The organism is Thermaerobacillus caldiproteolyticus, assembly GCF_015326725.1.
Classification (GTDB): domain Bacteria; phylum Bacillota; class Bacilli; order Bacillales; family Anoxybacillaceae; genus Thermaerobacillus; species Thermaerobacillus caldiproteolyticus.
Genome location: NZ_CP064060.1, coordinates 1010775 through 1034188 on the forward strand (window position 1 = coordinate 1010775; position 23414 = coordinate 1034188).

Consider the following 23414-nt stretch of genomic DNA (forward strand, 5'->3'; position numbering starts at 1 on the left):
AAACACTCTAAAATCCCTTTTGAAAGATAATTTTTCATTCTAAATCATGTCAACAATGGTTGCTTGAGACGGTGGGTGAAGAAGCGATGTATATATCTGCGCGAGAGAGAAAAATACTCGATATTTTATTATCTCATGATAAAGGAATCACAGTAGGGGAGCTTGCACAACAGCTGAATGTCAGCAATCGTACTGTTCATCGGGATTTAAAAGGGATAGAGTGCATTTTAGGAGATTACAATTTGCAACTTATAAAAAAGGCAGGGGTTGGCATTCAAGTAACTGGAGACGAAGACAGGAAGAAAGAGTTGCAAATTCATCTATTTCATTTGTCCCATACTGAGTACACACCGGAAGAGCGCCAAATTATTATCCTCATTACTTTACTAGAAGCAATAGAGCCCGTAAAGCTTTTATCTCTCGCGAATGACTTAAATGTTACTGTAGCAACCATTAGCAATGATTTAGATAAAATAAGTGAAAAAATCGAAAAACACGGGCTTTCTCTTATTCGTAAAAGAGGATATGGGGTTGAGATCGCAGGTGCTGAATTAGCGAAACGGGCGATGATGAGTGAGTTATTATTAAATCATTTTAATGAATACGAGTTTCTTTCGTTAATGAAAGAATCGATTCAAAAAAAGTCGGCAGATACCCTTAATACGGTTACTGAAAAACTTCTCGGACTCGTTGATAAGAAAAAGTTATTAACCATTGAAAAGCAAATTGAAGACATGAAAGATGAGCTTCCTTTTACGATTGCTGATAGTTCGTATATTGCTTTAGTTGTCCATCTAGCCTTAGCCATTGAGCGGATTATTCAAGGAGAACCGATTAATTTCGATCCACAATACTTGGAAACGATTCGCGCGACGAAGGAATTCGAAACGGCCGAGAAAATTGCCCGCTCATTGGAACGTGCATTCCATATAACGATACCGAATGAAGAAATCGGTTATATGACGATGCATTTAATGGGAGCAAAACTTCGAGATCGCCAAGGCCATATGTTAGAAGAAGCGAGTTTTGAAGTGGGCATAAAGGCACAAGAATTGATTCGTGTAGTAAGTGATGAACTAAACATAGATTTAACGAACGATTATCCTTTATATGAAGATTTGGTCATTCATTTGAAGCCAGCCCTTTATCGCATCCGACATAACATGGGAATTGCTAACCCGCTTTTGGAAAAAATTGTTCAAGATTATTCTGAGCTTTTTTCTACACTAGAAAAAGGAGTCAAAAAAGTATTTCCTGATTTAACAGTTCCGAAGGAGGAAATCGGTTATTTAGTTCTTCACTTTGCTTCCGCTTTATTAAGGGAAAAGCAGGGACTGCATGCATTAGTTATATGTTCCAGCGGTTTAGGCACTGCCAAAATATTAGCAACGAGATTGAAAAATGAAATTCCTGATATTGCACACATTGAACAAATATCTGTCTTTGAATTAGGAAAGGTAGATACGAATCAATACGATCTCATTGTTTCGACAGTGCCAATTCATAACTTCACAGAACCGTATTTTGTCGTTAGTCCGATGCTGCAAGAAGATGAGATTGCCTCTATTAAACAGTTTCTTAAAAATCGGAGACTGGTATTTCCGAAAGCGCGTACTCAGCATTTGGGCGAAGGTGCAGCAAAAGTGATTGAGAATCTCAGTTCGATTCAAAAAATGAGTGAAACGATTGTGCAGATTTTAAATGGTTTTACTTTACAAGAATTAGATAGCGGTTCCATTCAAGAAGCGTTATCCGAAGCGTGCCGCCAATTATATGAAAGAGGAATTATTTGCAATGCGGAGCAAGTTCTTACTGAATTGTTAAACAGAGAAAAAATGGGCGGTTTGGGAATACCAGAAACCTCCCTTGCTTTGTACCATACTCGAAGTTCAGAGATTCTTCTTCCTTCTTTTACTATTTATACATTAACGAAATGGCAAACGGTAAAAGGAATGCATGAAAAACAGATGAAGGTGAACAAAATTTTATTACTTTTAGCACCGGAGTCGGCTGCCCAAGAGACGATTTCTGTTTTAAGCCACATTAGTTCTTTAGTGGTTAAAGATGAAGAAAGTATGGACGTATTTGTATCAGGAAATAAGGATCGACTTTACTCTTTTTTGAGCCATCATTTAGGAAAATTTTTTTACGAACATATTCAATATCACAAGGAGTGAATGACATTGTCGATGCCAATTTTAAAGAAAGAAAATATTGTGTTACAAGCATCAGTAGCAGATAAAACAGAAGCTATCCGTTTAGCGGGAACCGTTTTAGCCGATCAAGGTTATGTAGAAACTTCTTATATTGATAAAATGTTTGAACGAGAAGCGTTGACATCTACGTATATGGGCAACTTTGTCGCTATCCCTCATGGCACAGAGGATGCGAGAAATCTCGTGAAACATGCAGGAATTTCTATCGTGCAAATCCCTGATGGAGTTGATTTTGGGGATGGAAATATAGCGAAAATATTGATTGGGATTGCCGGGAAAAATGATGAGCATTTAGAAATCCTCTCAAAAATCGCGATTGTTTGTTCAGAGGAAGAAAATGTGGAAAAAATGATAAAAGCAGCAAGTGAAGAAGATATCCTTCACCTTTTGAGCGGGGTGAATTAATATGTTAGCGATTCATTTTGGCGCAGGAAATATTGGAAGAGGATTTATTGGCAGCTTACTTTCTCAATCTGGTTATGAGGTTGTATTTGTCGATGTCAATGATGAAGTTGTTCGTTTGTTAAATGAGAAAAAGGAGTATCGTGTTCTTATTGCTGATGAATCCAGCAAAGAGCAGCTCATTCGCAATGTTTCCGCTGTTAATAGTCAGAAAGAATACAATAAGGTCATTGATTATTTGACAAAAGCGGATTTAGTAACAACAGCGGTTGGACCGAATGTTTTGCCAGCCATCTCGTCTGTGCTTGCGGAAGGGCTTCGTAAGAGATTATCAGTGAATCAAAAACCGCTGAATATTATCGCGTGTGAAAATATGATCGGCGGAAGTGCTTTTCTAAAGGAACAAGTTTTTGAAAAGATTTCAGAAGAAGAAGCAAAGTTATTTGAAAAGCATTACGGTTTTCCTAATTGCGCAGTTGATCGCATTGTACCGAATCAAAAACATAGTGATCCGTTAACAGTAGTAGTTGAACCGTTTTTTGAATGGGTTGTCGAAAAACAAAACTTAGTCGGAGAGATTCCAACCGTAACAGGCGCCCAGTTTGTGGATGATTTACTGCCTTATATTGAGCGAAAGCTTTTCACTGTGAATACGGGGCATGCAATTTCTGCCTACTTAGGTTATTACAAGCAGTTCCAAACGATAAAAGAAGCAATGGAAGATGAAGAAATTCGTTCCGATGTTTACAAGGCACTACACGAATCAGGAGCTGTGTTAGTGAAGAAATATAAATGGAATGAAGATGAACATAAGTCATATATAGAAAAAATTGTTCAAAGATTCACAAATCCTTCCATCTCGGATGAAGTGGTAAGAGTGGCACGTTCACCGATTCGCAAGCTTGGAGCCAATGACCGTCTCATTGGTCCGGCTAAGCAATATTATGAATTATTTACGGAAGTACCGGCTGGTTTGATAAAAGGAATTGCAGCGCTGTTATTGTTTGATTATAAAGAAGACCATGAAGCGTTGGAATTGCAAAAGACAATAGAGACAGCGGGAATAGAAGGTGCCCTTTTACAATATTCTCAGTTGGAAAAAGACCATCCTCTTGTTGATGCCGTCAAGAAGCAAGTGCAGTTGTTAAAAAAAGAACAGTAAACAGAAATTTATCACCTGCCATTAACCGATCGTTATCGGAAGATGGCAGGTGTTTTTTTATAGCTGATTTGCCAAAATTTTCGCGTGCTTCATCTAAATGTGGCTGAAGCTTTTCGGAGCAAGAAGCATATTTGTTTACTTGCTGTAATTGATCGGATTTTCAGTAAACAAAATGAACAAAATTGTTTTTATTTTCAAAAACTCATCATTCAGGAAATTGCTAATATAATTACTTTCAAATATGTAAACGTTATCAAAAACAATGTTGCGGGGGGAGAAAAGGTGAAAAAGTGGATGAGTTTCATTGTGATGGGAGTTGCGATGTTCATGCTTAGTGCTTGTGGAAGCAGCAATGTTACGAAAGAGTCTAATCAACATTCGAATTATCCAACAAAGCCGATTGTGTTCGTAGCTCCTTCGGGGGCTGGAGGAGGTTGGGATTTAACGGCAAGGGCGGTTACGAAAGTGTTGAATGAGACGAAACTCGTTAAACAAACGATGACGGTGGAAAATAAGCCGGGCGGTGGCGGAGCTGTGTTTATGGCGGAATATGCGACACAAGATAAAAACAATGATTATAAGTTGTTTGTGAGTTCACCGCCGATTATCATTAACAACTTAAAGGCAGAAGGAAACAGCCCATTCGGTTATAAAGATACTACTCCGCTGGCTCAGCTTACGAAAGATTTTGGAGCCATTGTTGTCAAGGCAGACTCGAAATTTCAATCTTTGCCTCAATTGATCGACGAGATTAAGAAAAAGCCTAAGTCTGTAACGATAGCGGGCGGATCTGCACCTGGTTCAATGGATCATTTAATTGCGATTCTTCCGATTTATAAATCTGGAATTGACCCGAAGATAGTAAAGTATGTCTCATATGACGGTGGTGGAGAGGCGATGGCTGCTCTTCTCGGAGGAAATGCTGATGTGATTGCGACAGATGCTTCTTCAGTTGAGGAGTATGTCAAAGCTAGAAAAGTGAGGGTTCTTGCCGTTTCTGCTCCTGAACGTCTTGGTGGCAATTTAAAAGATGTTCCTACGATGAAAGAACTTGGAATTGATGCGGAATTTACCATCTGGAGAGGCGTATTTGGAGCAAAACAAATGTCTGACGATGCGAAAAGGTTTTGGGAGGACACGTTCAAAAAGTTATCTGAACACGAGAAATGGAAAGAGGAGCTGACAACGCAAGGGTGGCAGCCTGAGTACAAAGGTTCCGATGAATTTGTGCAATTTTTGCAGGAACAGGAGAAGCTCATTAGGGATATGTTAAAGTCGTTAGGAATGTATAAGTAAGTGAATGGGTTCTGCCTTGCCTTTTTAAAGAGAAGATAATCCGAAAAACAAACGGAGGTGTGGGAATGAGCAAAACGTTCGACCGCTTTGCAGCAGTAGCCTTCTTAGCGATTGGGGGGCTATTTATGTTAGAAAGTCTACGAATCTCTAAAAGTGCATACGGAAGTGCCGTAGGTCCCAATGTCTTTCCTTTTTTGTTAGGTCTTGTTCTCGCTTTGCTAAGTATAAAGCTATTACTAGAAACATTGCGCTATGATGTTGCGAATACATCTAGGAGAGAATTGCAATATAAGAAATTTTTCGTCATTCTCATTTCTTCTATATTATATGCGATGTTGCTTGAACATGTTGGTTACATTATTACAACGTTTCTCTTTCTTATAATTGGATTTCAAACGATCCAAAGAGGAGATATATGGAAATCAATAATCATTTCAGCGTGTTTTTCATTTGGTGTTTATGTTGTATATGTAAAACTACTGCAAGGTACGTTGCCGAGTTGGCCGGTCTGGTTTAGTTAAGGAGGGAGTAAAGTGGAAGCGATTACTTTTCTTTTCGATGGGTTTCAAACGGCGTTACAGCCCCACAATTTGTTATTTGCTTTTATTGGCGTGCTCATTGGCACGGCCGTAGGTGTTTTACCGGGAATTGGTCCGATGAGTGGGGTTGCCCTTTTGATACCAGTCACTGCCTCGATGACAACGGGATTAGATCCTGCTCAGGCGGCGACCAGTTCGATCATTTTGCTTGCAGGTGTTTATTATGGGGCGATGTACGGTGGATCTACTACTTCAATTTTGTTGAATACGCCCGGTGAATCTTCATCCGTTGTCACAACATTGGATGGATACCAGATGGCAAAGCAGGGGAGGGCAGGCTCTGCACTAGCGATTGCTGCGATTGGTTCGTTTGTCGCTGGGATTGTTTCACTCATTGCTCTTGTGCTTCTTGCCCAACCGCTTTCGAACTTGGCATTGAAGTTTGGTCCGGCAGAATATTTTTCCTTAATGCTTCTTGGATTAGCAGCAGTAAGCGGATTAGCCGGGAATTCAATGACGAAAGCATGGATGATGACTGTTTTTGGTCTATTACTTTCTACCATTGGACTGGACAGTGTTTCAGGGGTAGCTAGATTTACGTATGATATTTCCGTTCTTTATGGAGGATTAGAATTTTTAACCGTCGCTGTCGGGTTATTTGCCCTCGGGGAAGTATTTAAAGCCATCCTTCATAAAGAAAAAAACGATGGGGAGATTGCGAAAATTGGAAGGATTATCCCATCGAAAGAGGATTTAAAGGAAAGTGCTGGACCGATTGCCCGAGGATCATTGCTAGGATTTTTTGTTGGGGTATTGCCGGGGGCTGGTGCTACTCTTGCTTCATTCTTTTCATATATCGTGGAAAAAAAATTAAGTAAAACACCTGAAAAATTTGGGAAAGGAACGATTGCCGGAGTAGCAGCGCCGGAATCCGCCAATAATGCCGCTTCAGGAGGGGCAATGATTCCGCTCTTAACACTCGGGATTCCCGGTTCTGGAACAACTGCGATTTTAATGGGAGCTTTAATCATGTACAACGTACAGCCAGGGCCGCTCCTTTTCGATGAACATCCGGATGTCGCGTGGGGATTAATTGCCAGTATGTTTATTGGCAATATTATGCTTCTCATTTTAAATATGCCGTTAGTAAAAATATTTGCGAAAATCATTGAAACACCTTCGAAATATTTACTTCCGTTGATTATCGCGATTTCCATTTTCGGTGTATATGCGGTGCAAGTAACGACGTTCGATGTCTTGCTGCTTATTGCCTTTGGGGTGTTCGGATATTTGCTTTCTTCACACGATTTTCCACTTGCTCCTCTTGTATTGGGGCTTGTTCTTGGTCCGATGATTGAAAATAACATGAGAAGAGCCCTTACCTCTTCGAATGGAGATTTTATGATCTTTTTCGAAAAACCGATTTCCCTTGTGCTTATAATCGCCGCCGTTTTATGGGTGCTTGTTCCATTGTTCATGAAATTAAAAGGGAAAAACGTGGTGATTAACGAAGATATGTAGTGGAATGGATGGAAAGACCTGCTGCTTGCGGTGGTTAGTCTTTCTCTATTTTTATACTTACTTATATATGAATAATTCCGCTTGGTTGAAACTTCGTAGCGACCGGAGCTTATGAGTGTCTAGCTGTTCTAACATGCTAAGCACTCCTGCCTCTGCATCAGGAATGAATTAACGAGATTACCCGAATGAAAGAGACATGTTCAAGCAGTCATCGATTTTCAATGGTCTCTGTCTGCTGACCGTATCTTTCTTTTCCGTGTATAGCAGACATGCGATTACATTCAACGCGTTTTACGGTGGCGCTGATTTCGTGCCGCCAACCTTCTACGTTGAGTTTGACAAAGAACAATAGGAGTGCCCTTTATCAACTATTTCTTCTTTTCCTCATTAATCCCGCGAAAGGAGGAAGTACAGGAGTGTTTTGTTAACGCAACACGCACATTCCCCCTCACTTTCATAGAGATTTACCCTTATGTATTAAAAGAGGGGGCTCCTGTGCAAAGCAAGATGAAATTACAAACGAGACTCATTTTCATAATATGTTCTCTAATCCTTTTTGTCATTTTATTTTTGTCGTTTCTTTTTCAGCATATGTTGGCGGTTACGTTAAAGGAGCAAATGGGAATGCGTGCTTTAAATGTGGCTGAGACGGTTGCTTCTACTCCAATGTTAAGAGATGCGTTTAAGCAAAAAGAGCCACATGTACGAATCCAGCCGTTCGCGGAAGAAGTTCGTCGTAAGACAGGAGCGGAATATGTAGTTGTCGGTAATAAAGAGGGGATCCGTTATTCTCATCCGTTTCCGGATCGTATTGGGAAGAAAATGGTTGGAGGAGATAATGAAGAGGTTCTTCTAGGAAAGCCGATTATTTCGGAGGCGGTTGGCTCGCTCGGTCCTGCGATTAGAGGGAAGGCACCCGTTTTTGACGAGCACGGAGACGTCATTGGCATTGTTTCTGTAGGGTTTCTGATTGAGGACATTCAAACAATTGTTTGGTCATATAAAGTAAAAATTTTTTTGTTGTCTATACTAGCATTATTGTTTGGAGTAGCAGGAGCAATTGTGATTGCGAAAGCGGTAAAAAAAGCCATTCACGGATTGGAACCGAGAGAGATTGGATTACTTTATCAAGAAAAACAAGCAATACTTGAAGCAATTCGTGAAGGTATGATTGCAGTGAATAGTGATGGGTTCATTACGATGATCAATAAAGCAGCCATGTCGATGTTAGGATATGAGAACGAAAATGATGTTTTAGGAAAATACATTTTGCATATTATACCAAATTCCAGATTGCTAGAAGTGATGAGAACCGGAAAGCCAGAATGCGATGCTGAGATGGTGTTAGGGGAACAAATGGTCATTGCCAATCGAATTCCTATTGTAGACCAGAGAGGAAAGGTGATTGGAGCAGTATCTACGTTTCGAAGCAAATCAGAGCTATATCGACTAACAAAAGAACTTTCACAGTTAAAAAGTTACGCTGATGCGCTTCGAGCCCAAACGCACGAATTTTCTAATAAGTTATATTTAATCTCTGGACTTATTCAATTGGAGTCATATGAAGAAGCACTGGACATCATTACGAAAGAATCAAATCTTCAGCAAGATATTGTCCGCTTTATTATGAGTGAAATTCCTGATCCGATTATTGGAGGACTTTTAATTGGAAAATTTAATCGTGCAAATGAATTAAAAATCGAGTTTGATATTGATCGAGAAAGCAGTTTTAAGGATATTCCGAAACGCATGAATCGGGATAATCTCGTAACGATTATCGGTAATATTATCGATAATGCCATGGAATCGGTTTTACGAAATCAGCGGAAAGAGAAGAAAGTGACGGTTTTTCTGACCGATCTTGGCGAAGATTTGATTATTGAAGTCGAAGATACGGGAACGGGGATTCCTCAGGAAGTCGGAGAAAAAATGTTTGAAAGAGGGTTTTCTACAAAGGAAGCGGCCAATCGAGGTTACGGTCTTGATTTAGTGAGAAAGTCACTAGAGGCGCTACACGGACATATCACGTATCAAACTGAGCTAGGACGAGGTACTCTTTTTACCATTATGATTCCAAAACAGAGATGAGAGAGGTGTTTCCAATTTGATCCGTGTTCTCATTGTGGAAGATGACAAGCGAATTGCAGAGATTAATCGGCGATTTGTGGAAAAAGTAGCAGGCTACGAAGTCGTTGGAATTGCTATAAATGAACAAGAAGGGAAGGAACTAGTTGAAGTGTTAAAACCCGATCTTATCCTTCTTGACATTTATTTTCCTGATATGAACGGGATTCATTTTCTTAAATGGATTCGAGAGCATTTTGCCAACATCGATGTGATTATGATTACAGCGGCGAGAGAAGTAGAAACGCTAAAGCAAGCCATGCATAGAGGAGTGTTTGATTATATTATCAAGCCCATCATGCTCGAAAGGTTTGTAGAAACATTAAATCGATATAAGGAATATTATCAGAAAATGAATGAATTGATAAGTGAAAGAGAAATCATTGGCCAAGATGAAATTGATGAATTGATTCGAAGGGACTATAAATTCATCGATGTTGAAGGTGAACTTCCAAAAGGAATTAATCGTTTGACTCTTGACAAAGTTCTTGCGGCTGTGAAGAAATATAAGGACGGAGTGACGGCAGAAGAAGTGGGCAAGCTCATTGGAGCAAGCAGAACAACGACAAGACGGTATCTAGAATATCTTGTCTCCATTTCAAAGGTAACAGCTGACATTTCGTATGGCTCCGTCGGAAGACCTGAGCGGCTTTATCGATTGAAGAGGTGAGAAAGTCAACAAACTTTTATCATCTTTAAGAGTAAATAGCGGACTAAAATGGCGAGAACAGTTGAAAGCGGCTTATGTAGAGGTTTATAAAAAATTTATAAACTGTTGGATAGGAGAGGACAATGTTCTCTCTCCCTGTTTAACGAAATAAGATCACTTTCAGCAAAGTTAAATGAAAGATTGCGGATAAGTAATAATGACATTCAAACAGGGGGATTGGATGGATATTCAAATTCCATTTAACATGAACTATTTTTTTAATGACATATTAAGAGAAGTTCCAGAATCAACAGAGCAGATGGAGCTTGGTGTGCAATATTTAATAGATCAGTTTGAAAAGAGTTCTGGGATGCATAAAGCTAGAATTGTTGGATTACTTGGGGTCTACAGCCGTATATTAAGCTTTTATAATGATGGGGAATATTACTTGAAAAGAGCTATTTCTTTGTACGAAGAACATGGAAATGAACTTTCAGCATTTGTGAATAAGATAAGGTTAGCTCATATTTTTCATTGGAAAAAGCGGTTTGAAGAAGCGGTTGAACTATTTGAATCATTGAGGGAGCAAGCTCTTATAAACCCAAAATATAGTAAATACTTAGATTTTATCTACCAACATTATGGGAAATGTCTCCTTGACCAAGGTAAGTGTAGTGGGGCATTAGTTCAATTTAACATGGCATTAGCTTTACGAGAAAAGAAGGGAGAGGAAGATTTAATTGTTTCGACAGCAAAGGCAATAGAATTATGTGAAAGACTCATGAGGTATTGAACGAGTACGTCAGTAAAATGAGAAATACAAAAGGTAAGCAAACATATTAAACAAGATTAACATGCGCTTACCTTCTTAATCGTTTTACATTGTAGGTCTTGATAAACTCGTGGCAAAGGGGATTTTTTACAATTGATAAGTCATTTTTTCCAGCTGTTCTGCTGACATTACTACGCTAGAAACAGTCTCGTTAATTTCTGTTACAACGTGAACATATCGTTTCATTTCTTCATCAATGTGGCGGTTTTGTTCGCGAATTTGCTTGAGAGACGACATAAATGTCTCAAAAAATTGCTGAATTTTTTCCATATCAGCAGTTCCTTCAGAAACTAACGTTACCATTGATCGCAATGATTCGGAAATGATATCGATTTTTTGGTTAAGCTCATTTAAGATATCAGTCACACCAGACATGGACTGCTTCGTTTGTGACGCTAAATTGCGTACCTCGTTAGCCACGACTGCAAATCCTTTCCCATGCTCTCCCGCACGTGCGGCTTCAATAGATGCATTTAACGATAACATGTTTGTTTGATCGGCAATAGAAGTCACTAAGCTATTAATGTTTTCAATTTTATGAGCGGATTGATGTAGGCTGTGCATGTCCGTTTGGATTTTTTCCATCATGGCTTGAATATTATGAATGGTTGATAATTGATGTTGTAATTTTTGCTGCCCTTCAATTGACTGCTGTTCGCTCAAATGGGCAATTGCCGAGGCTTCCTCAGCGAATTGTAAAATATCAGTCGCTTGGTTTGTCAATTGTGAAACAGAAGAGCTCACTTGGTTGGATACACTAGAAAGTTCTTGAACCGTTGTTTTCAGCTGCTCCTTTAGCTCATTCTTCAATCGATCCACTTGCAGGCGAGCTTCTTCGTTTGCTTTTTCATATTGTTCTAAAACGAGCTGCTGTTCGAAATTCAATATTTTTGTTACAGACTTTATTGCTTCGATTAACAGAAAAGGATCGTGAATGTGTGGTGAAATAACTTCGACAATGTCTAAAAGCAATTGTTGAAACGCACACATATACCATTTTGGCACTAGGCCGATTCGTAAATGTGCCATAGCAATGCGCGTACGTTTTGAAATAAATTCCTCGTCGATTTTCCCGTTAAACATTTCGATGATATGGATTTTGAGCGTTTGTTTCAACCGATCGACAGAGCTATGGCGATTAATAATTTCGAGCAGGGACGGCTCTTTTTGGAGTGTATCGTAAAAGTGCGTCATAATCCAATCGATTTTTTCTTCAATCAACGGTTTTAATTGTGTTAATAGTGTTAAATCCTGCTTTGTTAAGTTAATCATTTCAAGCTGCTTATTGATGATGGCATTCTGCAGGCGAATGGGTGCAGCCGGAACATCCGGTATTTTAGTAATGGTGGCAGTGGAGTGTTCTCTTTTTTTTGTAAAAACTGAGAAGTTCATTTGCTGTTCGCTCCCCTTTTTAGTTTTTTCAACAATAAAAACAACACAAATATCTTATTGAACATTGAAGAAAAAAGGAATGAGAAGATCATCCTAGTTCATAGCTGTTAACATCCAATAATAGACCAAGCTAGAGTACTATATTTTTTCCTCCATCTTGGTGATTAATATTGTCGAAAGGTTTTATGCATTTGGCACGATTTATTCAAGAATCGTTATATCATCGCTGATTAAGCGGTTATCAAATGTTATTTGGCGGAGTATTGTGGCTTACTTCTTCGATTGTTGGAAAAACAAATCCAAATAGTAACTGTTTTTACTATATAAATAGGACGTAAAAGGCATAACTTTTCGAATTACTTTTCTTGTCCAATATGATTCACCACGTAATCTCTTTTTATCGTATTGGAAAATCAGGTTGGGCTTATAACATAAGTTTGAACTACCATTTTAATAAATGATTAGAAAAATATTATTAATGATTTGACAGTGGGAAGAGTTAAAAAATGTTGTAAAGCGCTTACAATTGTTGTATAATTCAACTAAACCGGTTTATGAATGTTTTTACGTATTTACTAAATCGATTTAGTAAAGAGAGAAGGGGATATCCTTGAAACAAATAACGATGGCTGATGTCGCGAAATTAGCCAATGTTTCAAAAAGTACCGTTTCTCAATATTTAAACAAGCGATATGACTACATGAGTGAAGAAACGAAGAAACGGATTGCAAAGGCGATTGATGAATTAGGATATCAGCCAAATTTTATTGCACGAAGCTTAAAGCAAAAATCGACCGCGACGATAGGGGTCATTGTTTTCAATATTTTGCATATGCTGACGACGCAGGTGCTTCGGGCGATTGAAGATGTGTGCCAAGAACGGGATTTTCATGTCATCGTCTGCAATACCGATGACGACCCGGAGAAAGAAAAAAAATATATAGAGATGTTACGGGCCAAGCAAGTGGACGGTTTGATTATTTTTCCGACAGGGAAAAACCTTGAGTTATATGAAAAAATGGCAGAGGAACAATTTCCGCTCGTATTTGTTGACCGGATGGTTCCAGGCATCCCGGCAGATGCCATCCTTCTTGATAATCACAAAGCAGCCGCATTAGCTGTCAATCATTTAGTCGAACATGGTTATGAACGAATTGGCATCGTGGCACCGCCGATCGTACCACATGTTATTCCAAGGCTTGAGCGGATCGAAGGATTTAAACACGCGCTTGCTGAAAAAGGGCTTCCAGTCATGGAAGAATATATGGTTGGAATGGAGATTTCACGCATAAAAGAGGGGCTAACGCAACTGTTTTCCTCTGATTGCCCTCCAGAAGCGCTATTTGCGATTAACGATTTAACGCTGATGGAAATCTTGAATTTTGTCAAAGACAATAACATTAGGATTCCCGATGACCTAGCATTAATTAGCATTGATGATGTACCGTTTTCCAATATTTACACACCCACGTTAACGACGATTGCTCAGCCAACGTTTGAGATGGGGAAAAAAGCAGCCGAACGATTGTTTATGCAGATAGATCAAAAAAATGAACACCATCAGCAAATTTTGCGCTTTCCGCCGACGCTAATCCAACGAGGGTCTGTGAAACAACGAATGTAAGAGAAAAGAGGGGGAAGTACGGTGAACAGTAGTCAAGACATTGCCATTGGAGTCGATATTGGAACAACAAGTACAAAAGCAGTAGCATTTGGGGAACAAGGTCATGTGCTTTCGTCTCATGCAATTGATTATCCAATTGTGCAGCCGCATCCTGGCTGGGCCGAACAGGATCCCGATGTTATTTTTTCTGCTGTAGTCAAAAGTGTAAACGCTGTCATTACCAAAGCGAATATTGGTCATGGACGAATTAAAGCGTTAGGGTTTAGTGCTGCGATGCACTCGCTTATTGCGCTTGATGAGTCAGGCCGTCCTCTTACCCGCTGCATTATTTGGGCGGACAATCGAAGCGGCAAACAATCGGAGAGGCTTTTAAAAGAAATGAATGGATTGGATATTTACAAACGAACAGGAACACCGATTCATCCGATGTCACCTCTTCCCAAATTACTTTGGTTGAAAGAAGAAATGCCTGAATTATTTCGTAAAGCCTATAAATTTGTCTCAATAAAAGAATATGTGTTGTATCGGCTGTACTCTCAATACGTTGTCGATTATTCAATCGCTTCCGCAACTGGTTTGTTTCGACTTGATACGCTTGATTGGGATGTGGATGTTTTACATCTTCTTGGTATTACACGCGAGCATTTGTCCGAACTTGTTCCGCCGACGCATATAGTGCGGGGGATGAAGAGAGAATGGGCGGAACAAATGGCGCTTCATCCGGATGTGCCTGTAATTGTCGGAGCGAGCGATGGAGTGCTTGCCAATGTGGGAGTTGGAGCCGTTTTACCGGGAGAGGCGGCGATTACGATTGGAACAAGCGGCGCGGTTCGTACCATTTCTCCCGTGCAAAAAACCGATGAAAAAGGGCGAACATTTTGTTATGCGCTTACGGAACATCATTGGGTTGTTGGTGGACCAACAAACAATGGCGGCATTCTTTTACGATGGTTGCGCGACGAGTTCGGCGGTCAAGAGCGCGAAGTGGCGAAAAAGCTCGGGATTGACCCGTATGACTTATTGACTCAATATGCGCAAAATGTCCCTGCTGGCTCTGAAGGGTTGCTATTTCTTCCGTTCTTATCAGGGGAGCGCGCGCCGTACTGGAATGCGAACGCAAGAGGAACATTTTTTGGCATCAGCCTTCATCATAAACGGGAGCATTTTATTCGCGCTGTCATGGAAGGGGTATGTATGAGCGTATTTTCTGTTGCTCTAGCAATTCGCGATGTAACTGGGCCGTTATCCGAAATTCGCGTGTCAGGCGGATTTGCGAAATCACCGTTTTGGCGGCAAATGCTGGCCGATATGATGGGAAAAGAACTGCTTGTTCCGGAAACGCACGAAGCTTCAGCGTTAGGAGCGGCGGCACTTGCCTTGTATGCTCTCGGTGATATCCCGTCACTAGACACGGCGAAAACGTGGATCCAAATTACATCACGCCATGTGCCAAATAAAGAAAATACTCTTATTTATTCAGAACTGTTTGATATGTATATGCGGTTATACGATCGATTGAAAGATGAATTTGATGTTATTGCTTCGTTTCAACGGAAGGACTCATAGCTAGATTCATAGTTATACATCATTACTAAATCGGTTTAGTTCACATGAAGTACAACAGAGGGGGAACGAGAAGTATGGGAATTGCTATTGTAATTGCTGCTATTGTTGTGTTGCTTTTGCTTATTACGATTGCGAAAATGCATCCATTTGTTGCCTTAATTTTAACAGCGGTTGGTGTCGGACTGGCAATGGGAATGCCGCTTGTCGCACCTTCTCCAGAAACGCCTGGAATCATTGATTCCATTAAAGCAGGACTTGGAAACACGCTTGGATTTTTAGCTATTGTCTTAGCTCTTGGGACGATGCTTGGGAAAATGATGGCTGAGTCAGGCGGAGCAGAACGAATTGCGAAAACACTTATTGACCGTTTTGGTCAAAAACGCGTCCATTGGGCAATGATGGTCGTTGCTTTCTTAGTGGGGATTCCGGTATTCTTCCAAGTGGGATTTGTCTTATTAATTCCTCTTGTTTTTACGATCGCTATGGAAACAGGAATTTCACTTGTGACAATCGGCATTCCGCTTGTAGCTGGATTATCGGTCGTGCACGGTCTTGTGCCACCTCATCCAGCAGCGATGGCAGCTGTTGGAATTTTCAAAGCCGATGTAGGTCGGACGATTTTGTATTCGATAATTGTTGGATTGCCAACAGCGATTATCGCAGGACCATTGTTCGGAAAATGGATTGGAACGCGTCTGCATAAAACTGTGCCAGCGGAAATCGCCGAACAGCTGGTTCAACATAAGGAAGAGAGAGAACTTCCGGGGTTTGCAAACACCCTATTTACGATTTTACTTCCAGTTCTTTTAATGCTTATTGCTTCCGTTGCGGATGTCACGTTAGATAAAACAACGGAGCTAGCGAAAGTATTGCACTTTATCGGTGATCCCGTTGTGGCTCTATTAATCGCTACAGTCTACTCGTTTTTCAGCCTTGGTTATGCACGAGGATTCAATCGCGATCAAGTATTGAAATTTGCCAATGACTGCCTTGGACCAGTAGCGAATATTTTACTCGTTATCGGTGCAGGCGGGGCATTCAATAAAGTGTTACTCGATTCTGGCATTGGTACGCAAATTGCCGATTTAGCGAAACATTCTCATATTTCCCCTCTGTTTTTAGGTTGGGGGATTGCGGCACTCATTCGTGTTGCGACGGGATCAGCTACAGTATCGATGATGACGGCAGCCGGCATTGTCGCGCCGATTGCCGCTAGCATCCCAGGCACGAACATAGAATTGCTAGTGCTGGCCACCGGAGCCGGTTCATTAATTTTATCCCACGTCAACGACTCCGGCTTCTGGATGATTAAAGAATATTTCGGAATGACCGTAAAAGAAACATTAATGACGTGGACCGTGATGGAAACGATTATTTCGGTAGTTGCCCTAGGGTTTATTGCATTGTTGAGTCTAGTACTTTAAAGATAGTAAAACGAAAAAACGTCAGGACTTGTTGAGGCAAGTTCCTGACGTTTTGTTTTTATTATTTAAAGTACGAAAAATTATCACTGAAATACATCGAAGTCTCTAAATTTTTTCTTATAAACTTAAAAATTGTGATTGACACTATAAATTTATGTGAGGTTTTATAACAAAGTTTTAAGTATTTATTATATTTTTAGATTTTTTATCGTTTTATAAAAATATAATATTGTTTATAAAATTAACATATAACATTAGGAAATATTACATAAAATTTTGAAAGGGGGGGAAAGCAGTAGACGTACATTCCTAGCTGTTTACAAAAGTTGTTTGATAAGCAGCAGTTCATCACGGATCGGAATGCCGTCTGAGCTGACGAGCGGAATGCTTGGTTTTATTTGTCTTGCTTTTTCCACAGCATTCGGGAAAACCTTAACAATCTGGTAACCCCGTTTTTGATAAAAGCGCAGAGCGTGCAAATTATCGTTCGTCGTGATTAAGCGGATCGTGACGCATCCATGCTGCGCGGCAAATGCTTCCACTTGTTGCAACAGGGCACTGCCGACTCCTTGATTTTCGATCACACTGTCTAGCGAAATAATCTCGCATTCTTCTGCTTTGAAGATATAAGTAATGAGCCCCACTATTTCTCCGCTGTCTTGGATTGCGGCAAACCCATCCAGCTCGCTGCAATCATACACTCCCGTCGAAACGACCATTTGCGGGCTCCCCCCCCAATGGATTGTAAAAAATTGCTGCACGGTTGAGCGGTCTAGGAGATGGATAGGAATAATGTTCATGTTTCTAGCACTCCTTGTCATAATTGTACTTAAATTCCTCATACAAGAATAAGTGCTCTTTGTCTGTTCATAAAAAAGCCTAGTGCCACCAAAAATGTGAAGGATGGCGCTAGTGATGAAGAAGTGGCGACTCACCATTTAACATATACGGTTCTGTTTGGATAATAATAATTTAAGGCGGCGGACAGGCGAAATTAGTGCAGAATTTTAAAGGTGAAGCGCCGAATAGAGAATGGGCAAGTACCATGAGAGGTTCACGGGAACATCCGCTGTAAGCCCTCCGCTTTAGCCGTTGGGCAGTTGAACGGCTTCCTTAACCAATGAACAGAATATTTTTTACGGCTTCAATTAGCATGAGTCCAATTCCACTGCCACCGCTCTTACCGGCGAGCCGTCACATTCCGGCAAATAAAGGGGAAGCGCGATAATGTACGGATTGGCAAAGTCGATTTTATCGAAGTTCGTAAAATTTTCCCCAATTACTCCATTTGCAGCGGTAATTGCCTCATGTGCAGGGAAGGAAGAACCGTCAGGCGGATCGATGTTTAACGCATCGATGAAAAACGTGCGGATTCCTCGTTCCAACATTGCCAGGATGACGTCGATGGCAACGTACGGGTGGCGAAAATAGCGCTCCGTTCCCGCATATTGGGACCAACCAGTGTGAAACAGGGCAATCATTCCCGGTTCCAGCTGCGGCAAATAAGCAGTGACATAGTCTAGTGTAACCGCTTCTCCATTGTTTTTTTTCGTCACATCGATGACAATTCCTTTGCCAAGAAAATACGTTAACGGAACCTCATCGATTCGCAGGCCATCTTCGCGAAAATGAAAGGGTGCGTCCACATGTGTGCCAGTATGCGAACCAAGAACAAGGCGGCTGACATGATAGCCGTTTTGGGCGAATGTTGCCGCCGGCTCAATATATGGTTTTGGATCCCCTGGGGAAACCGGGGTTTGTGAAGTTATTGGCATCGATAGATCCACGATTTTTTTGATGTTCATGTCCATTCCACTCCTTCATAAACATCTGTTCGCCGCTCATTCATCATCGTGTAAAAGGTTTGCTTTAATTCTTGACGCCAGTTCTCATCTATCATTGCTCGTATGATTGTTTCTTGATCATCCATGTTGGCGGCGGCAATTTCGTTTCCATCTGGTCCATAAATAGAGGATAAACCAAAGAAATAGAAAGGAAAAGACCGGCCCACTTGATTACATGCAGCGACATAGACGGTATTATCGATCGCGCGTGCCATCGCAAATTTTTGAAAAGGCTCGTGAAACGGGGATTCCCACGCACACGGAACGAGAAGAAGCTCGGCTCCATGAACAGCCAAATACCTTGCTAGTTCTGGAAAAGCTAAGTCCCAACAAATCATCAAACCGATGCGGCCGAGATCTGTATCTACTAGGATTGGTTTTGATCCGGGAGTAAACCACGCTTTTTCTAACGGGGTTAAATGGATTTTTCGATAATTCCCTACACATTGTCCGCTTGGATGAATCAGGACGAGAGAGTTATAGAGATTTACCTCGTCATCTTTTTCGACGTATCCGTAAGCAATATATAATTGAAGTTTTTGTGCAAGCCTGCTCATTCGCTGAAAGATAAAACCATCCCATGCTTGCGCAACGTCTTTCAGCGTTTCTTACAAAATGTAACCAGTGATACAAAGTTCTGGGAACAGAAGAAGACGGACATCGGGAAATTTTTGTTTGCATTCGTTTGCGATGGCTTCCATTTTTGCGAGGTTGCCAGAAATATCGCCATTTACCGATGTCATTTGCGCCAGTGCTATTTCATACGATGTTGCCATGAATTATCCCTCCATGCTAGTGGGAGCGTGGAGTTCCACGGCATTCGCTCTGCTCGATGTTTGTTTTGTGATTTTCATCAGTCCCCAATAGCCTGCTCCTGATAAGAGAAACGTTAACATGGTTGAGCCGATCGCAAGCGGATGAACATACGTAAAGTAATAGGCGAAAACGGCTCCGATGATATATGTCACATATGCGGCCACATTGACGCCTTTTTGATACCGATACCGTCCTTTTGTATCAAAAAGAATATCTTCTGCATCATACGCTCCTTTTTTGATCAAAAAGTAATCGACGAGAACAATGGCGAATACAGGAATGAACAGTGTCGCAATGAGCATAATAAAATTAAAGAAATGGGACATGAGTGCTTCTTTTAACAAGGCACCGAGAGTACAAATGATTCCCATGATCAATGTCGGCTTCCAAAATCCTGCGCGTGGGAATACGTTCATAAAGGACATCGTCGCACTATATAATGCCATGACGTTGGTAGATAGTACAGAAAAGAAGACGACAATGGATGCGATTAATCCAAACCCGTAAGCGGCAAGGAGAATAGTAGGGTCGTATGTTCGTTCCGTGTTGGAAGCAATGCTAAACCCACTGACGACAGCACCGAGCCCCATCGCTACAATCGAAGCGACAAGATAGCCAAAATAGGTTCCCCAAAATCCGCTTTTTTCCGACTGACAGTTTCGGTTAAAATCACAAACGGTCGACATCCATGAAAATGCCGTTGCAACGACGATATCAAACGCGATGATCGTTGTGACCGATGGATGCTTGCTTAGTTTTATTTCTAATAGTGTGGAGATGTGATACGTCGTAAAAATTTTATAAAAAACGAGAAAAGATAAAAGTAACATGGCGATCGATATATATTTTTCGATTCGTTCGACCCCGCGGTGGCCGAAAATCGTCATCATCACGACAAGCAGTTCTGTTAAAATTACAAATAAATTAATATTGCTGTATCCCGTAGCGTAATGAACCGCATAATTCAGACTAAGGCCAGCCATATACGCTTGAATCCAGCTCCAGCCAATTAAAATAACCGTATTGACAAGGGCTGGAAGGATCGCACCCTTTTGTCCGAAGGCAGCCCTGGTAATGACCATGGTGGGGAGCCCGGTTCGAATGCCAATGTTTCCGGTAAGAGCGAGCGGAATGGCACCGATCGCGGAGCCGACAATAATCGCAAGCATCGCATTGGTAAAGGAAATATCGGGAACGAACATCATGCCTGTCATCACGGTAGTAATGACGACGTTGGCAGCAATCCAAAGAGTAAAGGTACTAAAAAAATTCATACTCCGTTCGTTCATTGATGTTGGTCGAATATCATCATGTCCAAAACATTCTGTCCATTTCGCCATCAACAACTCCTCCTTGATTATTTTTGAATATTCAGAATAATTTTTGTATACATCGATTTCGTCGCAAGGACGAAATCGAAAAGTTATTGATACCACCCGAGTGGCTTTCCATTTTCGCTTATATTCACATGTTTTGTTTCCGTAAAAGCAGCGAATCCTTGTGGGCCAAGCTCCCTGCCGATTCCGCTTTGTTTAAAGCCGCCCCAAGGCGCATCGACATAAGGAGTGTGATAACTGTTAATCCAAATCGTTCCTGTTCTCAGCTTCCCAGCGATTTGTTCTGCCCGTTTGAGATCGCGGCTGAATATGCCAGCTGCCAGCCCATATATCGTATCATTTGCCAATTCGATCGCTTCTTTATCATTTTGGAAACGCTGTATGGTAATGACAGGACCAAAGATTTCTTCTTGTACGATGCGCATGTCTTGGTGAACATTGACAAAAACGGCGGGGGAGAGGTAATATCCTTGTTCTTTGATGCGTTCGCCGCCTCGGAGCAGGACAGCTCCTTCTTGCAATCCGAACTGGATATACGTTTCTACTTTTTCTAAATGAGAGGAGCTGATTAATGGTCCCATCTCCGTTTTCTCGTCTAAAGGATCCCCGATGCGAAGGGAATCTAGTCTTTTTATCAGTTTATCTATCAATGAATCATAAAGATGTTCATGGACAAGAATTCGTGAAGCGGCAACACACACTTCTCCTTGATTCAAAAAAGAAGCAAACATCGCCCACTCTACTGCGTTATCCAGATCAGCATCTTCGAAAACGAGAAGCGGAGATTTTCCGCCGAGTTCCAGGGAAACCCGTTTGAAGCTGCCAGCGCATTGTTCGTAAATCCATCGCCCTGTTTTGGTTCCACCGGTAAATGATATTTTTTCCACATGAGGATGTGTCACCAACGTTTCCCCAACAGGAGAACCGCCTCCAGGAACAAGATTAAACACCCCCGGTGGAAGACCGATGGAATCGATAAGTTTTGTTAGTTCTAGTAAAGATAATGGAGTTAACTCTGATGGTTTAAAAACGATGGTATTCCCCGCAGCAAGTGCAGGTGCAATTTTCCATATTCCCAATAAAAGCGGAAAATTCCAAGGAACAATGAGTGCGCAAACTCCGATTGGTTCTGCGATGATTTTACTTATTGTTCCATCAGCCATTTTCTTTTCCTTAATGGTTTGTTGTTCGAGAAAGCCGGCATAATAACGAAGGCATTGTACAGAATCGCTCACATCGAGACGTGATTCACGAATCGGCTTTCCCGTATTGATCGTTTCGATATATGCAAATTTTTCGGCGTTTTTCTCTAGTAGATCTGCTAATTGACGAAGAACGGAAATTCGATAACTTGGATTCGCCGGCCAATTTGTATATTGAAAAGCATGGCGGGCTGCTTCGATCGCTTCCAATGTTTGTTGCGAGGACGCTTCATTAATTTCTGTTATAACTTGTTCATTAGAAGGATTGATAATCGGTCTTTTTTCTCCGTTTCCTTTATGCCATGTACCGTTTATGTACACATGGTAATTGGACATAAAAACTCTCCTTTTGGTGAGATGTTCTTATTGTGTGGTTGTGGCAGACAAGTTTTTTTGTAGGGATCGTCTTTTCTTTAATGCAACCAGCGTGATCATCTCATACATAATGGAAGATGCTAATACAGCTGTAATTTCTCCGCTATCATAAGAAGGTAATACTTCAACGAGGTCAAATCCGACAATATTTAGCCCATCGAGTCCTCTTACATATTCCAGTGCTTCATAGCTAGTTGGTCCTCCTACTTCCGGTGTGCCAGTGCCGGGAGCAAATGCAGGATCGACAAAGTCGATATCATAGGAAACGAAAACAGGTTTATCATCCACACGGTTGTGAATGCGTTTGATTACTTCAGAAAATCCAATTTGTCGAACTTCCTTCATGGTAATCACTTCAAAACCAAGCCGTCGTGCATCTTCTATATCATCCGCGCTGTAAAGCGGTCCGCGCATGCCGATTTGAATGGAATGATCCACATCCAGCAATCCTTCCTCGACAGCACGGCGGAATGGCGTGCCATGCATATATTTTTCACCATAGTAATGATCCCAAGTATCTCCGTGAGAGTCGAAATGAACAAGAGCCACTGGCCCAAAGCGCTCATAAAATGCCCGTAAATTTCCTAACGTAATCGAATGATCGCCGCCCATAATAATCGGAACGATATTTTTCTTCAGCACTGGCCGCAACTCTTTCACGATATGATCGTACGTTCGCAGCGCGTTTCCTGGAATGACGTCAATATCACCATAATCTACTCCAGAACAATATTCAAAAATATTAATATCCATATCTGGATTGTAGGGTCGAAGCAATACGGAAAAATTTCGAATGTGCTGCGGGCCATACCGCTGCCCGGTTCGGTTAGAAGCGGCAGTATCAAACGGCACACCGAGTACGACAAAATCAACGTTGTCCGTTGTTTTGATATTTTCTAAACGCATAAATGTTCGAACTCCGCAAAAGCGGGGAGATTGGGATGAATCTTTTGGTTTATACACCGCAAAAACCTCCTTCAAAAATATTCTGCTTTTTATAACATGCAAAAAGTGTGCCAAAAAAGAATAGAGGTTTTTGCCAAAAAATACGATGAATTAATTCAAAAGTGAATGAAAAATAAAAAATCAATTC

General features: G+C 41.0%; 18 protein-coding genes and 1 pseudogene. 12 read left to right on the plus strand and 7 right to left on the minus strand.

All coding sequences use genetic code 11. From position 1 onward, the window contains the following. Nucleotides 1–86: 86 nt before the first annotated feature. The 9 genes from ISX45_RS05030 (at nt 87) to ISX45_RS05070 (ending at nt 10702) form a co-directional block, all read left to right on the plus strand. On the plus strand, nt 87–2177 hold the full coding sequence (locus ISX45_RS05030) for a BglG family transcription antiterminator (protein WP_194520129.1): 2091 nt from the start codon (nt 87–89) through the stop codon (nt 2175–2177). A 6-nt stretch (nt 2178–2183) separates the two neighbouring features. Further along, nucleotides 2184–2621, plus strand: coding sequence for a PTS mannitol transporter subunit IIA (locus ISX45_RS05035; RefSeq protein WP_181556859.1), 438 nt, complete (start codon nt 2184–2186; stop codon nt 2619–2621). Between the two features lies 1 nt (nt 2622). Beyond that, on the plus strand, nt 2623–3780 hold the full coding sequence (locus ISX45_RS05040) for a mannitol-1-phosphate 5-dehydrogenase (RefSeq protein WP_194520130.1): 1158 nt from the start codon (nt 2623–2625) through the stop codon (nt 3778–3780). Between the two features lie 321 nt (nt 3781–4101). Further along, on the plus strand, nt 4102–5076 hold the full coding sequence (locus ISX45_RS05045; protein ID WP_228485699.1) for a tripartite tricarboxylate transporter substrate binding protein: 975 nt from the start codon (nt 4102–4104) through the stop codon (nt 5074–5076). Nucleotides 5077–5141: 65 nt separating this feature from the next. Continuing rightward, nucleotides 5142–5597, plus strand: a complete 456-nt coding sequence (locus tag ISX45_RS05050; RefSeq protein ID WP_194520131.1) for a tripartite tricarboxylate transporter TctB family protein — start codon at nt 5142–5144, stop codon at nt 5595–5597. 12 nt (nt 5598–5609) lie between these two features. Further along, nucleotides 5610–7136 carry a tripartite tricarboxylate transporter permease gene (locus ISX45_RS05055; protein WP_194520132.1) on the plus strand — a complete coding sequence of 509 codons (1527 nt, stop codon included), beginning with the start codon at nt 5610–5612 and terminating at the stop codon, nt 7134–7136. A 507-nt stretch (nt 7137–7643) separates the two neighbouring features. After that, on the plus strand, nt 7644–9224 hold the full coding sequence (locus ISX45_RS05060; protein ID WP_194520616.1) for an ATP-binding protein: 1581 nt from the start codon (nt 7644–7646) through the stop codon (nt 9222–9224). A 16-nt stretch (nt 9225–9240) separates the two neighbouring features. Then, nucleotides 9241–9930: a response regulator gene (locus ISX45_RS05065; protein ID WP_181556863.1), complete on the plus strand. Its 690-nt coding sequence runs from the start codon at nt 9241–9243 to the stop codon at nt 9928–9930. 220 nt (nt 9931–10150) lie between these two features. Next, entirely contained in the window at nt 10151–10702 is a 552-nt protein-coding gene (locus ISX45_RS05070) for a tetratricopeptide repeat protein (RefSeq protein WP_194520133.1), read from the plus strand. A 126-nt stretch (nt 10703–10828) separates the two neighbouring features. Here ISX45_RS05070 and ISX45_RS05075 read toward each other — a convergent pair whose 3' ends face one another. After that, nucleotides 10829–12133 (minus strand): globin-coupled sensor protein, encoded by a 1305-nt coding sequence (locus ISX45_RS05075; protein WP_194520134.1) that lies wholly within the window; start codon nt 12131–12133, stop codon nt 10829–10831. Nucleotides 12134–12743: 610 nt separating this feature from the next. Between ISX45_RS05075 and ISX45_RS05080 the strand changes: the two genes are divergently transcribed. The 3 genes from ISX45_RS05080 to ISX45_RS05090 all read left to right on the plus strand — a co-directional run bounded on the left by ISX45_RS05080 (nt 12744) and on the right by ISX45_RS05090 (nt 16747). Continuing rightward, entirely contained in the window at nt 12744–13757 is a 1014-nt protein-coding gene (locus ISX45_RS05080) for a LacI family DNA-binding transcriptional regulator (protein WP_194520135.1), read from the plus strand. A 21-nt stretch (nt 13758–13778) separates the two neighbouring features. After that, nucleotides 13779–15323 (plus strand): gluconokinase, encoded by a 1545-nt coding sequence (gene gntK, locus ISX45_RS05085; RefSeq protein ID WP_194520136.1) that lies wholly within the window; start codon nt 13779–13781, stop codon nt 15321–15323. A 74-nt stretch (nt 15324–15397) separates the two neighbouring features. After that, nucleotides 15398–16747, plus strand: a complete 1350-nt coding sequence (locus tag ISX45_RS05090; protein ID WP_194520137.1) for a GntP family permease — start codon at nt 15398–15400, stop codon at nt 16745–16747. A 317-nt stretch (nt 16748–17064) separates the two neighbouring features. On the opposite strand, the gene ISX45_RS05095 is transcribed toward ISX45_RS05090, so the two are convergent. The 6 genes and pseudogenes from ISX45_RS05095 to speB form a co-directional block, all read right to left on the minus strand. Next, entirely contained in the window at nt 17065–17547 is a 483-nt protein-coding gene (locus tag ISX45_RS05095) for a GNAT family N-acetyltransferase (RefSeq protein ID WP_194520138.1), read from the minus strand. Between the two features lie 348 nt (nt 17548–17895). After that, entirely contained in the window at nt 17896–18552 is a 657-nt protein-coding gene (locus ISX45_RS05100) for a cyclase family protein (protein ID WP_194520139.1), read from the minus strand. After that, nucleotides 18549–19367, minus strand: a pseudogene (locus ISX45_RS05105) (carbon-nitrogen hydrolase family protein). The gene ISX45_RS05100 and the pseudogene ISX45_RS05105 overlap by 4 nt, the downstream one beginning before the upstream one ends. A gap of 3 nt (nt 19368–19370) precedes the next feature. Beyond that, complete coding sequence (locus ISX45_RS05110; RefSeq protein ID WP_194520140.1) at nt 19371–20747, minus strand: purine-cytosine permease family protein; 1377 nt, start codon at nt 20745–20747, stop codon at nt 19371–19373. A gap of 83 nt (nt 20748–20830) precedes the next feature. After that, nucleotides 20831–22282 (minus strand): aldehyde dehydrogenase family protein, encoded by a 1452-nt coding sequence (locus ISX45_RS05115; protein WP_194520141.1) that lies wholly within the window; start codon nt 22280–22282, stop codon nt 20831–20833. A gap of 27 nt (nt 22283–22309) precedes the next feature. Beyond that, nucleotides 22310–23284 carry an agmatinase gene (speB, locus tag ISX45_RS05120; protein ID WP_181556873.1) on the minus strand — a complete coding sequence of 325 codons (975 nt, stop codon included), beginning with the start codon at nt 23282–23284 and terminating at the stop codon, nt 22310–22312. Nucleotides 23285–23414 lie beyond the last annotated feature (130 nt).